This window comes from Pseudidiomarina terrestris, from assembly GCF_030466375.1.
GTDB lineage: Bacteria > Pseudomonadota > Gammaproteobacteria > Enterobacterales > Alteromonadaceae > Pseudidiomarina > Pseudidiomarina terrestris.
Genome location: NZ_JAGGJE010000001.1, coordinates 985,050 through 1,000,411 on the forward strand (window position 1 = coordinate 985,050; position 15,362 = coordinate 1,000,411).

Genomic DNA, 15,362 nt, shown 5'->3' on the forward strand with positions numbered 1-15,362 from the left:
ATAGGTGGGGACGGATTTTTGAGATACAAGGGGCGCAATAAAATCCTATGCAAAAGTTACAACAAAATGCTGAAACTTTACGCAACAAGAACCGATTACGCTGGGCCTGCCGGCGTGGCATGCTGGAACTCGACGTGCTCTTTATGCCTTTTGTGGAAGAGGCCTATGATGATTTGGATGAGCAGCAGCAGGAAGCGTTTCGCCGTTTGTTAACCTGTGATGACCCGGATTTGTTTGCCTGGTTTATGGGCCATCAGGCCTGTGAAGACCCCGAACTGAAAGGGATGGTCGATTACATTTTAAGCCGGGTTAAAGTCTGAAGTGTGGTTATGCTGCCAGATGCCCTGGCGCTGGTGTGGTCTGCCAAGCTCGGTTTGGGGAGTCGACCCAGAGCAGAAAAAGCTGTTGCGGCTGGACAGTTTTACGCCCTTGCAGCTGGCACAACCGAGCTTTATTTTCCTGACGCCATGGCTGGTTTTCGCGCGCTTTGAGCGTGTTCATTTTGGTAACAGCAAAGTTGCACCACGTTGGTGGTGCTGTTGTGTGTTCTGGACCGACGGGCAGGCGTTTGCCCGATGTCGACGGCTATTTCTCGCCTGGCGTGAGCACTGAAGGCGAAGCGGAATCCGACGTTTCCCGGTAATCCAGGTTGTAATGTAAGCCGCGGCTTTCCTTTCTACTCATTGCTGAGCGAACGATCAATTCCGCCACTTGCACCAGGTTCCGCAGTTCCAGCAAATTATTACTGACGCGGAAATTGCTGTAGTACTCATGGATTTCTTGCTGCAGCAGTTCGATGCGGCGTAAAGCGCGTTCCAGACGTTTATTGGTGCGCACAATACCAACATAGTCCCACATAAATAACCGCAGCTCATGCCAGTTATGCTGGATGATGACTTCTTCGTCTGAATCGGTGACTTTACTCTCATCCCAGCCGGGTAGGTCAAGATGTAAGCGTGCCTCGGGCAAGCGTTTAAGGATATCTGCGGCGGCCGCCTGGGCAAACACCAGGCACTCAAGTAGGGAGTTGCTGGCCATGCGGTTGGCGCCGTGTAAGCCGGTGTATGCGACTTCACCGATGGCATACAGGTGCGGGAGATCCGTATGTGCGTCGAGGTCGGTCATTACGCCACCGCAGGTATAGTGCGCGGCGGGGACGACTGGCATGGGCTGGCGGGTAATATCGATGCCAAGACTCAGACACTTATCGTAGATGGTCGGGAAATGCTCCTGGATAAAATTCGCTGACTGATGGGAGATATCCAGATACATGCAGTCGGCACCCAGACGTTTCATTTCATAATCGATGGCTCGCGCGACGACGTCCCGCGGTGCCAGTTCAGCTGCCTCATGGAAGTCCGGCATAAAGCGCGAACCATCAGGTCGTTTCAGTACAGCACCTTCACCGCGTAGTGCTTCAGTGAGCAAAAACGAGTGTGCGTTCGGATGGAACAGACAGGTCGGGTGAAACTGATTAAATTCCATATTGGCAACGCGGCAGCCGGCACGCCATGCCATGGCAATGCCGTCGCCACTGGCAACATCAGGATTCGAGGTGTACTGATAGACTTTACTGGCGCCACCGGTCGCCAGTGCGACGAATTTAGCGGCAACCGTCTCTACCTGCTCGGCTTTACGATTCCAGATGTAAGCACCATACACCTGCTGCTGTTTATGGGTCTGGCGGTTGGTGATCAGATCAACAGCATTGTAGCGCTCCAGAATGCGGATGTTCGGATGCGCCTTCACCTGGCCAACCAGGGTGGTCTGCACCGCTTTACCTGTAGCGTCGGCGGCATGTAAAATACGCCGATGGCTGTGGCCACCCTCTTGATTGAGATGAAATTTGGATTCACTATCTGCGGCATCAACGCGGTCGAAGCCAACCCCGAGATCAATTAACCACTGTAAACTTTTACGTGCGTTTGAGGTGGTAAACGCAACTGCATCGGCGTCGCAAAGCCCGGCGCCGGCGACCAACGTATCCTGGATGTGGCTTTCAATGCTATCATCTTCATCAAAGACGGCAGCGATACCACCTTGCGCATAATAGGTTGAGCCCTCAGTTAGCGGGCCTTTTGAAAGCACCAAAACCTGAGCATGATCAGCGAGGTGTAACGCCAGGGTGAGACCAGCAGCGCCGCTGCCGATGATAAGAACGTCGCATTGATAATTGATAACTTGTTCCATAAAGTAGGGAGCTTGTAGAGCGCAAAGCGCTGTTTTGCCGACGGAATGCGAACGATTTTACTCGTTTAGAATTTTTTTGCGAACTTTTTACGAATGCTTAGGTCTGAATTTGCACGATGTAAAATTAAAGAGCTTGGGCCTGGTTCGCAGTACAAGATATGGGTTGAGGAGAACAGGCTCAGATGAGCGAACAAGATACTGATAAAGCCCTGGTACTGCGTGTGCAGCAGGGGGACCAGCAAGCATTTGACCTGCTGGTGAAAAAATATCAGCACAAAGTAATGAGCCTGATTTCACGTTACGTTAAACAGGCAGCAGATGTTCCGGATGTCGCGCAGGAAGCATTTATCAAAGCTTATCGTGCAATAGGGAACTTTCGCGGTGATAGTGCGTTCTACACATGGTTGTATCGCATTGCCGTGAATACTGCGAAGAATTATTTGGTGTCCCAGGGGCGTAAGCCGCCTGCTTCGGATGTCGATGCAGAAGATGCAGACTATTACGAGGGAGCGGGTGCATTACGTGATGGGGCATCACCAGAGAGTTTACTGCTGACGGATGAAATTCGCGATGTGGTAATGCGTACGATAGATGCATTACCGGATGACCTTCGCAGAGCAATTACATTACGTGAAATTGAGGGGCTAGGGTACGAAGAAATTGCAATCGAGATGGATTGCCCGATTGGTACTGTGCGTTCGCGCATCTTCCGGGCTCGAGAAGCAATCGACGCGCAGTTAAAACCCTTATTAGAGCGCTAAATTATTAAAGGAAACCCTATGACAAACCGTAGCTACGAACAATTATCAGCACTGCTGGACAACGCGAGTGAAACGTCGCGCGAACAGGAGCAAGAGCTGGATACATTGTTAAGCGACACCGAAGCACAGCAAGTGTGGGGGCGTTATGCGCTGATAGGTCGAGTGATGAAAGGAGATGCGGAAACGCATCAACCGCTTGATATCAGCGCCGCTGTAGCCGCTCAGGTAAGCGCTGAAGCAAAACCTGCCAAGGTTGTGCAAGGTCGGTTTGGCAAGAAAACCATGCAACGCTGGTTCGCACCGGCGGGTAGTGTTGCCATTGCGGCGAGTGTCGCTCTAGTTGCCGTGTTGTCCGTGCAGCAAGCCAATCCGGTAGCACCGGAAGAAACTGTGCAGCCGGCATTTGCGACCGCACCTATTGGTGGCCGTAACCCAGTCAGTTACAATACTGTGCTGCAATCCAACGAACCCACGCAAGCAGAGCTTGCGCAGCAAAGCCGTTTGCTGCAATCCTATATGTTGGATCATCAACAGCAACTTCAGCTTTCATTGCAGGCGCAGCAGTTAAATGAGAATCTTGAAACAAATTCTAAAGCACAAGCGGATAGCCAACCGGACGCAGACAACCCAGCCACCGGGAATGACCAATAAGATTTGGCGGGGCAGCCTTGCCGGGCTGCTCATGCTTGGCTCTATAACCCCTCTACAGGTTGTTGCACAAACTCCTGCCGTTCAAGCTCCAGCGTCTTCCGCCGAATACTGGTTTAATCAGATGTCGACGGCCTTGCGCGAACTCAATTTTGAAGCCACCCTGGTGAAAAGTAGCGGTGCTCGTCTGGAACCGATGACCTGGTTGCATGGTGTCTATGAGGACGGCCTGGAAGTTGAACTGGTGGTGCGTTTAAATGGCGCCGATGTTCGCAGTGTGCGGATTGGCGATGATACGTCCTATTATTCCCAGCCGAGCGACAGTTCCTATACTCTGCATAGCGATGTCACCTACGGCTTACTTCCCGCAGCCTTCTACCAGCCATTTGAGCAGCTGCAACCGCACTATCAGGTGCTGGTTGATCGTGGTATGCGAGTGACGGGCCGGGCCACCTACTTTCTACGGATTTTAAGCCGTGATAATGATCGTTATCACTATGGTTTGTGGATCGATCGGAAAAGCGGCATGTTGCTGAAGATGCAGATGACGACTCCGCAGGGCGAAGTGCTGGAACAAATTCAGCTCACCACCTTTACCGAACGTGAGTCCATGCCGATCAGCTTAAGCGATTTACGTGGTGTGCCACGGCCACCACGTCTGCATGAGATACGTAATCAAGAACCACCGCAATTTACGCTGGAACCCACGTGGATGCCGGCTGGTTTCGAGCTGTTGCGTTCGAGTCACCGGCGGGTGGCCGAGACCCGTCTACCCACAGATTATTTTCTGTACACCGATGGCCTGACAGAAGTTTCAGTTTACGTCAGCAACAGCCAACAACAAGCACTGCCGGAACTGGCCTTACAGGGTCCGGAGTCATTGTTTAATCTTAATAAAGGGGATTTTGCCATCACCGTGGTTGGCAAACTGCCTGTCGGCACGCTGCAACGCATTGCGGAAAGCATGCAAACGGCGAACTAATTTAATGGATAGCCTCAATGATTAGAGAAATTGCCATCGTCCAAGCCATCGAAGCCGACAGCTTGCTGGTTACGACCGAGTTAAAATCGGGCTGTTCGGGCTGCGCACAGCAGTCGAATTGTGGGGCAGGTATTATCTCCAAAGCATTTTCTGATCGGCGCGCGGAATTTCGTGTGGCAAAACCGGCCGGTATGCAGTTTAAACCTGGTGAACAAATCGAATTATTGTTACCGGAACAAATGCTGACCAGAGCCTCGCTACTGATCTACGGCGTTCCTTTGCTGGCCCTGCTGGGCACTGCGCTGATTGCACAACTGCTGCTGGGCATGAGCGAGGGTAGCGCCATTCTATTGTCGTTAGTTGGCTTTGCCGGTTCGTTCTGGGGATTAAAACGCTGGTTCCAGATGCGGGATGTCAAGGTGAGTCAGTTGCTACAAGTGCAACAAATGCACTGAAATCCCCGAAAATCCTTTGTTCTGAGCCGTATTATCAGTATGATCGTCGGTTATTCACGTATTTCATTTTGTAGTTGCGGGGGCATGAATGCCAGAACGGGCGTTTAAGCAAGAAAACATTCGAAATTTTTCGATTATTGCGCATATTGATCATGGTAAATCCACACTTTCTGACCGACTGATTCAGGACTGCGGCGGGTTAACCGATCGCGAGATGGCATCACAGGTGCTTGACTCAATGGATCTTGAGCGTGAACGTGGCATTACCATCAAAGCACAAAGTGTCACCTTACATTATACCGCCCAAGACGGCGAAACCTATCAGCTGAACTTCATTGATACCCCTGGACACGTGGACTTCTCTTATGAAGTCTCGCGCAGCTTAGCTGGTTGTGAAGGTGCGTTGCTGGTAGTTGATGCCGCGCAGGGGGTCGAAGCTCAGACTCTGGCAAATTGTTATACCGCAATCGAAATGGACCTCGAAGTGGTCCCGGTGCTGAACAAAATTGACTTGCCGCAGGCTGACCCTATGCGTGTGGCAGAAGAAATTGAAGATATTGTTGGTATTGAAGCTATTGATGCTGTGCAGTGCTCGGCAAAGACTGGTGTAGGTATTAACGAAGTGCTGGAGCGTCTGGTACGTCAGATCCCACCCCCTCAGGGCGATCCGACAGCACCTGTGCAAGCGTTGATTATCGATTCCTGGTTTGATAACTATCAGGGCGTTGTGTCACTGGTACGGGTGAAAAACGGGACTTTACGTGCAGGCGACAAGATGAAAGTCATGTCGACCGGACAGAGCCATCAAATTGATAAAGTCGGCTTCTTTTCCCCTAAACCTACGGAAACAGGTATTTTGCGCTGTGGCGAAGTAGGTTTTGTGATTGCCGGTATCAAGGATATCCTCGGTGCGCCCGTCGGCGATACCCTGACACTGGCGAAGACTCCAGCAGAAAAGCCATTGCCTGGTTTCAAAAAGGTCAAACCGCAAGTTTATGCGGGCATGTTCCCAATCTCGTCGGACGACTACGAAAACTTCCGGGATGCACTGGGCAAACTTTCGTTAAATGATGCCTCGCTGTTTTATGAGCCGGAGAACTCCTCGGCACTCGGCTTTGGTTTCCGTTGTGGTTTCCTGGGCATGTTGCACATGGAAATCATTCAGGAACGGCTGGAGCGGGAATACGATATTGATTTGATCACCACGGCGCCGACCGTGGTTTATAAAGTTGTCAAAACCGACGGCTCAGAAGTCAGCGTCGATAATCCGACCAATTTGCCAGCAGTGAATGATATTGAAACCATTTACGAACCTATTGTCGAAGCCAATATTCTGGTGCCGCAGGAATACCTGGGCAATGTCATCACGCTTTGTGTTGATAAACGTGGTGTGCAAACAAAAATGGCTTACCACGGTAAACAGGTTGCGGTGACCTACGAATTGCCCATGGCAGAAGTGGTCATGGACTTTTTCGACCGTCTGAAGTCAACCTCACGCGGTTATGCCTCTCTGGATTACCAGTTCAAGCGGTTCCAGGAAGCAGATATGGTGCGGGTTGATGTACTTATCAATGGCGATCGCGTCGATGCACTGGCGATGATTACGCACCGCGACAACTCGCAGGGACGTGGACGTGAGCTGGTTGAAAAAATGCGTGAACTGATCCCGCGGCAGATGTTTGATATCGCCATTCAGGCTACCATTGGTAATCACGTCATTGCCCGTTCAACGGTCAAACAGTTACGTAAGAATGTGACTGCCAAATGCTATGGCGGTGACGTGAGTCGGAAGAAGAAACTGTTACAGAAGCAGAAAGAAGGTAAAAAGCGGATGAAACAGTTGGGGAATGTTGAAGTACCGCAAGAGGCATTCCTCGCGGTGCTCAAAGTAGGGAAATAACAACAAGGCTTAGCATGGCAAACTTTTATTCGGTACTGCTTACGGTCGTCACAATTTTCGCGGGACTCATCTGGCTGGTTGATGCCAGGTTCTTAAAGCCTAAACGGCAACAGCGTATCGGTGATGAAGAGCGTCGCTTGCAACAAACGCTCGATGAAGATGCCAGACAACGCCTGGCACCCCAAGGCAACGTGGCAGAATTTGCCCAGTCGGTGTTCCCGATTTTGTTTGTCATTCTGATCCTGCGCTCGTTCTTCTACGAACCCTTCCGAATTCCGTCGGCGTCGATGATGCCGACGTTACTGGAAGGGGATTTTATTCTGGTGGAGAAATTCAGCTACAGCCTGCGCGATCCAATTTGGCGCCATGAATTGCTGGAACTGGCCGAGCCAGAGCGTGGTGACATCGCCGTATTTAAGTATCCGCCAGAGCCTAGCCTTGACTTCATAAAGCGTGTGGTCGGCTTGCCAGGCGACCGTATTATATACCGGAACAAGACCCTCTATATTGAACCCTCTTGCGAGACTGAGGTGCAGAACGAGTGTCCGCCGTTGCAGGTTATTGAGCGTAATATGACGCGTTCTGATGCGTTTTACTTTAACGGTGCTACGCCGCTACAACGTTTCGAAGAGAAGCTTGGCGCGACCAGTCATGCGACCTTGGTCGACCCAACGGTGGGCGGACGCGAGCGTTATTATTTTCAACAGCAAGGTACTGCCCGGGATGAATGGCTCGTGCCCGAAGGTGCCTATTTTGTTATGGGCGATAACCGCGATAATTCCGAGGACAGTCGCTACTGGGGCTTTGTTCCGGAAGAAAACCTGGTCGGTCGTGCAGAATTTATCTGGATGAGTTTTGAGATGGATAGGCCCGCGTCAAGCTGGCTACCGACGTGGATTCCAAGCGGTATTCGCTGGCAACGCTTAGGCGGGGTAGAGTAACAGTGAGCTTACCAAAGCCACCATTGAGTGAGTTAGAACAAGCCTTTGGCTATACTTTTCAGAATCGTGAACGCTTTCAGCAAGCGTTGACGCACCGTAGTGCGAATGCTCAACATAACGAACGTCTTGAGTTTCTGGGCGATTCAGTACTGGGCATCATTATCAGTGAAGCGCTATTTGAGCGCTTTCCGCAGATCGACGAGGGCGATCTGAGCCGGATGCGGGCGACGCTGGTCTGTGGTCGCTCGCTGGCGAAACTGGCGCAAAAGTTTCAACTGGGCCGGCATTTGTGGTTGGGCCCCGGTGAAATGAAAAGCGGCGGCCATCGCCGTGAGTCTATTCTGGCCGATGCTGTGGAAGCTTTGTTGGGGGCCATGTACCTGGAAAGTGACCTGGCCACCTGTCGTAAAGTGGTCTTAAACTGGTATAAAGAACAGCTTAATCACATTAAGCCCGGCGCCGGGCATAAAGATCCAAAAACCCGGCTGCAGGAGTACCTGCAAGGTAAGCAATTGCCATTGCCGCTGTATGATGTGGTCACTATTCAAGGCCAGGCGCATAATCAAAGATTCACGGTGAGTTGCACCACGGAACTGCTTGCTGAGCCGGTCCTGGGCAGCGGCACTAGCCGCCGTAAAGCCGAACAACAGGCCGCGGCACAAACTTTAGAACTACTGCAAACGCAGGAGCAAGGTAACTAATGAGCAATGAAATCCCAGAATCCGCATCTGCCTCTGCGTTCGTCGCCATCGTGGGCCGGCCGAATGTTGGCAAATCAACTTTATTGAACCGGATCCTTGGGCAAAAAATAAGCATCACTTCGAGTAAACCGCAAACCACGCGGCATCGCATTCTTGGCATCGAAACTGAGGGTGACCGTCAAATCGTGTACGTAGACACACCGGGGTTACATAAAGACGAGAAGAAAGCGATTAACCGGATGATGAACCGTGCCGCCAGCAGTTCCATGAGCGGCGTTGAAGCGGTGTTATTTGTGGTTGAAGCAGAGCGCTGGACCGAGGATGATGATCTGGTGCTGGCAAAGCTGGCGAAAACGTCGCGCCCGATTATTCTGGTCGTCAATAAGATTGATCAGATTAAAGACAAAGGGGCCTTGTTACCCTTGTTACAGAAGCTGGCGGGTCGTCATCAATTTGCCGAAATTATCCCCTTGTCCGCAAAAACTGGCGACCAGGTGGAAGCTTTGCGGCAACTGGTCCACAACTATGCGAAACCGGGCGCTCATCATTACCCTGAAGATTACGTTACCGACCGCTCGCTGCGCTTTATGGCAGCGGAAATCATCCGTGAGAAGCTGATGCGCTTCACCGGTGATGAATTGCCCTACAGCACCACAGTAGAGATTGAACGCTTTCAAACGGCACCCTCAGGTACCACCCATATCAATGCGCTCATCCTGGTTGAGCGTGAAGGGCAGAAGCGCATGGTCATTGGCGCGGGTGGCAGCAAGCTGAAAACAGTCGGCAGCGAAGCCCGTCGTGATATCGAAAAATTAATTGGTGGCAAAGTTCACTTAGAGCTTTGGGCCAAAGTGAAGTCTGGCTGGGCCGATGACGAACGCGCCTTGCGTAGCCTGGGTTACAACGAGGATTAACGCCGGTGGAACCAGCTTTTGTATTGCATCGCTGGCCCTATCAGGACTCAAGTTTAATTGTTGAGGTGTTTAGTCGTGAGCAAGGCCGGTTTCGGGTCGTTGCCAAAGGCGCTCGCCGTCCGAAAAGTCAGTGGCGGGCGATTCTTCAGCCCTTCACGCCTTTATTGATTAGCGCCAGAGGGCGCCATGAGTTACAGACTCTGACCCATGCCGAAGCTACGGCCGAAAGCTTTCCCCTTCGCGGCACAGGACTTTATAGCGGCTTTTACCTGAACGAACTGGTGCAACGGTTAACCTCTAATTATGAGCCTGTCGAAGGCTTGTTTGAGGACTATCAACAGGCGTTAAGGCAGCTGGCGACGTCGACTCAGGTCGAGCCTGCTTTACGTGAGTTTGAATGGCGATTGCTATGTCACCTGGGGCACGGCTTTGACTGGTTTCACGATGAGCAGGGTATGGCTATTGCTGCCGGGGGGTATTATCGATTCGCCGCAGAACAGGGGTTTATGCGGGTGGAGCAAGAGCGCAGCGGCGCTCTTATCGGTGCCCGGATCCAGCAACTGGCGACATTTGAGCTCAGCGATCCAAGCCTGCTAAACTTAATGAAAATCATCATGCGTCAGGCGCTGCGTCCTTATCTCGGCGAGCAACCACTGAAAAGCCGGCAGCTTTTTACGCAGCTTTCGCAGCTCTCACAACAGACAAAATAGTAAGGAATCGACGATGCATTTAGCAGCTCCAGGCAAGACGATTTTACTTGGCGTAAATATTGACCACGTGGCGACAGTGCGCAATGCCCGCGGCGTGGCCTATCCGGATCCGGTGACCGCCGCCGCGCTAGCTGAGCAAGCTGGTGCAGACGGTATTACCATCCACTTGCGTGAAGACCGTCGCCACATTACTGATCGTGACGTTGAGATGCTGGCAGAAACCTTGCAGACGCGCATGAATTTAGAAATGGCCGTGACCGATGAAATGCTGGATATCGCTTGTCGGATTAAGCCAACCTATGTCTGTCTGGTGCCCGAGAAACGTGAGGAGCTGACCACCGAAGGTGGCTTAGATGTGATTAAACAGCAGGATAAAATTAAAGCCGCTGTGGAGCGCTTGGCCGAAGAAGGAATTGAGACTTCCTTATTTATTGATCCTGATAAAAAACAATTGGATGCAGCCCTTAAGACCGGAGCGAAGCTGGTTGAATTGCATACCGGCCATTATGCGGAGCAGACGCAACTTGCTGAGCAACATCGGAGTCTGGTATTGCTGCATGACGCAGCAAAATATGCGCAAGCTGCCGGCTTTCGGGTGAATGCCGGGCACGGGCTGAATTATCACAATACTGCTTCAGTAGCGGCGCTACCCGAGCTGGAAGAATTAAACATTGGCCATGCGATTATTGCCCGAGCGGTATTGGTAGGTCTGGATCAGGCCGTACGGGATATGAAAACGCTTATGCTTGGTGCTCGAGCGCTGAGTGTGAAAAGCTGAGGTGGCGCAGTTTTATCGTCCCCAGCGCGGCCGCAGCAAGCCTGCCGAGCAACCCATAAAGCGGAATGCCAGTGTCAGTGGCCTTGATCATCAGGGGCGCGGCATTGTGCGCGAGAGTAAGGGGGTCCGCTTTATTGCCGGAGCGCTTACCGATGAGCTTATCGACTTTCAGCCGCAGGGCAAATGGCAGGGCAAACTGATTCAGGTGAAGCAGCCCGCGCCGGCTCGGGTCACGCCAGATTGTCCTTATTATGAGCAGTGCGGTGGCTGTGATTTACAGCACCTGGCACTCAGCAGACAACGGCAGCACAAGCAGCAAGTGGTCAGTGAGCTCTTTGCTAAATTTGCCGGGCATGACATTGACTGTTGGCAAGCTCCCTTAACTGGCGCTGACTGGCGCTACCGGCGGCGGCTGCGTCTGGCCTGTCACTGGGACAGCAAACGCCGGAACTTCAAATTAGGCCTGCGTCAGGCCAACAGCAAGGCCATCGTCGAAATCAGTGACTGCCTGATCAGTGACACTGCACTGACCCGCTTACTGCAACCGTTACGCAAATTCTTGCCGCAACTGGACCTGATTGCCCAACTTGGCCACGTGGAGTTGATGACGACCAACAGCTGTTGCTTGCTACTGCGTTTAAAAAATCCGGTATCTGCAAAAGATCACAGGCAACTGCTTGAGTTCTCTCAGAATCATGGTGTCGACGTCTGGCTGCACTGTGGTGAGACTGCCCCTCAGCCGTTACTCGCCGGGCAAGAGTTGCCCCGGTATGCCAGCTGGCAGACCGAAGTGTCGTTTCAGCCAGGAGACTTCTTACAGGCCCACGGTGAGCTTAGCCCGCTGATGGTGGAACAGGCATTAGCCTGGTTAGCGCCGGGACCGGGAGATCATGTGTTAGAACTTTACGCTGGCAGCGGTAACTTCAGTCTGCCGATTGCCCGCAGCGGCGCGCGAGTCACCGCGATAGAAGGGGTGCCGTCGATGGTGGAGCGTTTAACTGCAAATGCCAGTCGCGCCAACTTGTCTATTGCTGCCCAACACGCTGATCTTGAGCAACCCTGGCAGCATTATGACTGGGGCACTATAGAGTTTAATAAAGTCTTTTTAGACCCTGCCCGGGCAGGTGCTGCGCATGCTATTAGCGAAGTTGCGCAACGCCAGCCCGAACGTGTGGTCTACGTCTCCTGCGCTGCGGATACACTGGCTCGCGATGCCCGGCATTTATTCGCCGCCGGTTATCGGCTCAAACGCGCGCAAATCGTTGACATGTTTCCGCAAACCCATCACATTGAATGCCTGACTTGGTTTGAACGGGAGACATAGCTGTGGTCCATGTGCGCAGTACCCATGTTGATAAGCCTGAGCAACACGGTGATTGGTTGCAGCATGTCGCTGCAAGCGAACTCAAAGCACAACTGACGGCCCATCATCAGCTACTACTCAAGCGGCTACAAGACCATCCTGAACTGCTGGTAAAAGGGCAGGAGATGGTGGAAATTCTGGCCGCGCTCAACCTTGATCCTGACTCATTACTGGCCGCACTGTACAGTCCTGCCTACCAGGCCAATTGCATCACCGCCGAGCAACTGCAACACCAGCATCCCGAGCTGACGGAACTGGTGCAACTGCTGGATGCTGTGCAACAAATGCAGATGATCAGCGACCTGCAACATTTCCAGCACGGCAAGCCAAACGTTGAACAGATTGATAATGTCAGACGCATGCTACTGTCGATGGTGGCCGATGTTCGGGCGGTACTGATAAAACTAGCAGAGCGGATTTGCCGCTTGCGGGAAGTCAAAAACGATGACGAAGAAACCCGGGTGCTGGTGGCCAAGGAGTGTCAGGACATCTACGCGCCGTTAGCGAACCGGCTGGGTATTGGCCAGCTGAAGTGGGAGTTAGAGGATCTGGCGTTTCGTTACCTGCATCCGCAGACCTACAAGAGTATCGCCAGTCAGCTGCATGAACGACGCTTGGATCGTGAAGAGTATATTGAACATTTTGTCGCGAATCTGGGGCAGGAGTTGGCCCATGAGGGCGTAGCGGCGGATGTTTACGGGCGACCAAAGCATATTTACTCGATTTGGCGAAAAATGCAGAAGAAGCATCTCAGCTTCGAGCAGCTCTACGATATCCGTGCGGTGCGAATCATTACGCAATCCCTAAAAGACTGTTATGCGGCGTTGGGTGTTGTACACAGCCAATGTCGGCATATTCAGTCTGAATTTGACGATTATATTGCCACACCCAAGGCCAACGGTTACCAGTCGATTCATACGGTCGTGATTGGACCGGAAGAAAAGCATGTGGAGATCCAGATCCGTACTCAGGCCATGCATGATGACGCTGAACTTGGCGTGGCTGCGCACTGGCTTTACAAAGAGGGGGCCGCCAGTAAAACAGGTGGCTTCGAAGAGAAAATCGCGTGGCTGCGTAAGTTACTGGCCTGGCATGAAGACATGGCCGAGAATGATGAGCTGGTCGCAGAGATCCGTTCGCAGGTGTTTGAAGATCGTGTCTATGTCTTTACCCCCAAAGGGGAGGTCATTGACTTGCCGCAAGGGGCAACGCCGCTGGACTTTGCGTACTACATCCATTCCCAGGTCGGTCACCGTTGCGTTGGCGCGAAGGTAGATGGGCATATCGTGCCTTTTACTTACACCCTGAAAAATGGCCAACGCGTTGAGATCCTCACGCAAAAGGCGGTAAAACCTCGCCGTGACTGGCTTAATCCTGCATTGGGTTACCTACGTACCTCGCGAGCGCGCAGTAAAGTCGTGACCTATTTCAAAAAGCTGGACCGGGATAAAAACCTGAAAGCGGGACGCGAGTTGCTGGAAGCTGAACTGAACAAATTTGAGATCCCTTTAAGTCAGGCCAGCACCGTTCTTGATCGTTTCAATTTTAACCAACTGGATGACCTGCTCGCCGCGATTGGTGCCGGTGATGTGCGTTTGAATCAGGTGGTCAATCAGCTCAAACCTGCTGCGGATACCACCAGCGAGCGGTTGGAGCGGCTGCAACGAAAATCCCAGCGTAAAGCCGGCAAGCAAAGCGATGTCAGTGTGCAGGGGATTGGTAATCTGATGGTGCAGTTTGCCAAGTGCTGTCAGCCTCTCCCTGGCGAGCCAATCATGGGCTTTGTTACTCAGGGACGCGGGGTTTCCGTGCATCATCGCGCCTGTGAGCAACTGAAACACTTGTTGGAGGTGCATCCGGAGCGTGGCTTGCAAGTTAGCTGGAGCCGCACGGATCATGGCCGCTATCGCGCCAACCTGCAGCTAGACGCTGATGATAGGAATGGTTTACTGCATGATATTACCGCGATCCTTGCCAATGAAAAAACCAGTGTTGCGCAATTGGACTCGCAGTCAGATGATGCGACCCATCAGGCACGTATTTCGCTGGGCCTGTTTATTGAGAATCAAACCAGCTTGCAACGGATCATCGCGCGGCTGTTGCAGGTGAAAGGAATTCATAAGGTAGAACGTAGTGGAAACAGTTAAGTCAGAACAACAAGACAATTACTCTGGTGTCGATGCGTTACTTGCAGTGATGCGGCGCTTACGAGATCCAGAAACGGGTTGCCCCTGGGATTTAAAGCAAAGCTTGAGCAGTTTAATTCCCTACACTATCGAAGAAGCGTACGAAGTAGCTGCAGCGATCACTGAAGGCGACGATGATGCGATTAAAGATGAGCTTGGCGATTTGCTCTTTCAGGTCGTGTTTTACACCCAATTGACGCAGGAGCAGGGCAAGTTCAGCTTTGATGAGGTAGCGCAACAGACAGCCGATAAGCTGATTCGCCGTCATCCACACGTCTTTGGTGAGACGCAGGCGCAAAGCGATGCGGAGATCAAAGCGCAGTGGGAGCAAATTAAGCAACAAGAGCGCGCGGACCAAGGCGCTGACGCTTCCGTTTTTGCCGGTATACCCGATAATTTGCCAAGTATTCTGCTGGCGCAAAAATTACAGAAACGCGCCGCGAATGTAGGGTTTGACTGGCCCAGCGTGACGCCGGTACTGGACAAAATACAAGAAGAGATCGCTGAAGTCGAAGCTGAACTCAATGCCGCACAACTGGATCAGCAAGCACTGGCAGATGAGATCGGTGATGTCCTGTTCGCGGTGGTCAATCTGGCGCGGCATGCTCAGGTGAATCCAGAGCATGCGCTGCGGCGCACGAATTTAAAGTTTAAACAACGTTTCCAGGCAATCGAGCGCCGACTGGCCGAACAGGGCCGTAGTGCGGAGCAGCTGAGCCTGGCGGAATTAGAAGACGAGTGGCAACAGGTAAAGCGCCGATTGCAATCCGATGAATTTTAAATTGTCGGAATTCAGTGCTTAAGGTATACTGTTTTCCCGTCTTGAAGCAATT

The 15,362-nt window shown here is 52.2% G+C and carries 16 protein-coding genes; 15 read left to right on the forward strand and 1 reads right to left on the reverse strand.

What is annotated here, in order from left to right; all coding sequences use genetic code 11:
• Positions 1-47: 47 nt before the first annotated feature.
• Entirely contained in the window at positions 48-320 is a 273-nt protein-coding gene (locus J6J28_RS04785) for an FAD assembly factor SdhE (RefSeq protein WP_301720177.1), read from the forward strand.
• Positions 321-339: 19 nt separating this feature from the next.
• Positions 340-612 carry a hypothetical protein gene (locus J6J28_RS04790; protein ID WP_301720178.1) on the forward strand — a complete coding sequence of 91 codons (273 nt, stop codon included), beginning with the start codon at positions 340-342 and terminating at the stop codon, positions 610-612.
• Here J6J28_RS04790 and nadB read toward each other — a convergent pair.
• The gene (gene nadB, locus J6J28_RS04795; protein WP_301720179.1) at positions 586-2,190 is read right to left on the reverse strand and encodes an L-aspartate oxidase; all 1,605 of its coding nucleotides are present in this window, start codon (positions 2,188-2,190) and stop codon (positions 586-588) included. The genes J6J28_RS04790 and nadB overlap by 27 nt on opposite strands.
• A gap of 182 nt (positions 2,191-2,372) precedes the next feature.
• Here nadB and rpoE point away from each other — a divergent pair, with 182 nt between their 5' ends.
• The 13 genes from rpoE to mazG all read left to right on the forward strand — a co-directional run bounded on the left by rpoE (position 2,373) and on the right by mazG (position 15,310).
• Positions 2,373-2,951, forward strand: a complete 579-nt coding sequence (gene rpoE / locus J6J28_RS04800) for an RNA polymerase sigma factor RpoE (protein WP_301720180.1) — start codon at positions 2,373-2,375, stop codon at positions 2,949-2,951.
• Positions 2,952-2,969: 18 nt separating this feature from the next.
• Positions 2,970-3,602: a sigma-E factor negative regulatory protein gene (locus J6J28_RS04805; RefSeq protein ID WP_301720181.1), complete on the forward strand. Its 633-nt coding sequence runs from the start codon at positions 2,970-2,972 to the stop codon at positions 3,600-3,602.
• Positions 3,603-3,633: 31 nt separating this feature from the next.
• Positions 3,634-4,581 carry a MucB/RseB C-terminal domain-containing protein gene (locus tag J6J28_RS04810; protein WP_301720800.1) on the forward strand — a complete coding sequence of 316 codons (948 nt, stop codon included), beginning with the start codon at positions 3,634-3,636 and terminating at the stop codon, positions 4,579-4,581.
• A 17-nt stretch (positions 4,582-4,598) separates the two neighbouring features.
• The gene (locus J6J28_RS04815; protein WP_301720182.1) at positions 4,599-5,036 is read left to right on the forward strand and encodes a SoxR reducing system RseC family protein; all 438 of its coding nucleotides are present in this window, start codon (positions 4,599-4,601) and stop codon (positions 5,034-5,036) included.
• Between the two features lie 88 nt (positions 5,037-5,124).
• Positions 5,125-6,936: a translation elongation factor 4 gene (lepA, locus tag J6J28_RS04820; RefSeq protein ID WP_301720183.1), complete on the forward strand. Its 1,812-nt coding sequence runs from the start codon at positions 5,125-5,127 to the stop codon at positions 6,934-6,936.
• Positions 6,937-6,950: 14 nt separating this feature from the next.
• Positions 6,951-7,877: a signal peptidase I gene (gene lepB / locus J6J28_RS04825; protein ID WP_301720184.1), complete on the forward strand. Its 927-nt coding sequence runs from the start codon at positions 6,951-6,953 to the stop codon at positions 7,875-7,877.
• 2 nt (positions 7,878-7,879) lie between these two features.
• Positions 7,880-8,578, forward strand: coding sequence for a ribonuclease III (rnc, locus tag J6J28_RS04830; RefSeq protein WP_418055163.1), 699 nt, complete (start codon positions 7,880-7,882; stop codon positions 8,576-8,578).
• A complete protein-coding gene (era, locus tag J6J28_RS04835; protein WP_301720185.1) occupies positions 8,578-9,492 on the forward strand; it encodes a GTPase Era in 915 nt (304 codons plus the stop codon). Before rnc ends, era begins: the two co-directional genes overlap by 1 nt.
• Before the next feature lie 5 nt (positions 9,493-9,497).
• On the forward strand, positions 9,498-10,202 hold the full coding sequence (gene recO, locus J6J28_RS04840; RefSeq protein ID WP_301720186.1) for a DNA repair protein RecO: 705 nt from the start codon (positions 9,498-9,500) through the stop codon (positions 10,200-10,202).
• A gap of 13 nt (positions 10,203-10,215) precedes the next feature.
• Complete coding sequence (gene pdxJ, locus J6J28_RS04845; protein ID WP_301720187.1) at positions 10,216-10,980, forward strand: pyridoxine 5'-phosphate synthase; 765 nt, start codon at positions 10,216-10,218, stop codon at positions 10,978-10,980.
• A 1-nt stretch (position 10,981) separates the two neighbouring features.
• Positions 10,982-12,304, forward strand: a complete 1,323-nt coding sequence (gene rlmD, locus J6J28_RS04850; protein WP_301720189.1) for a 23S rRNA (uracil(1939)-C(5))-methyltransferase RlmD — start codon at positions 10,982-10,984, stop codon at positions 12,302-12,304.
• Between the two features lie 2 nt (positions 12,305-12,306).
• Positions 12,307-14,490, forward strand: a complete 2,184-nt coding sequence (gene relA, locus J6J28_RS04855) for a GTP diphosphokinase (RefSeq protein ID WP_301720190.1) — start codon at positions 12,307-12,309, stop codon at positions 14,488-14,490.
• Positions 14,477-15,310, forward strand: coding sequence for a nucleoside triphosphate pyrophosphohydrolase (gene mazG / locus J6J28_RS04860; protein WP_301720191.1), 834 nt, complete (start codon positions 14,477-14,479; stop codon positions 15,308-15,310). Before relA ends, mazG begins: the two co-directional genes overlap by 14 nt.
• Positions 15,311-15,362 lie beyond the last annotated feature (52 nt).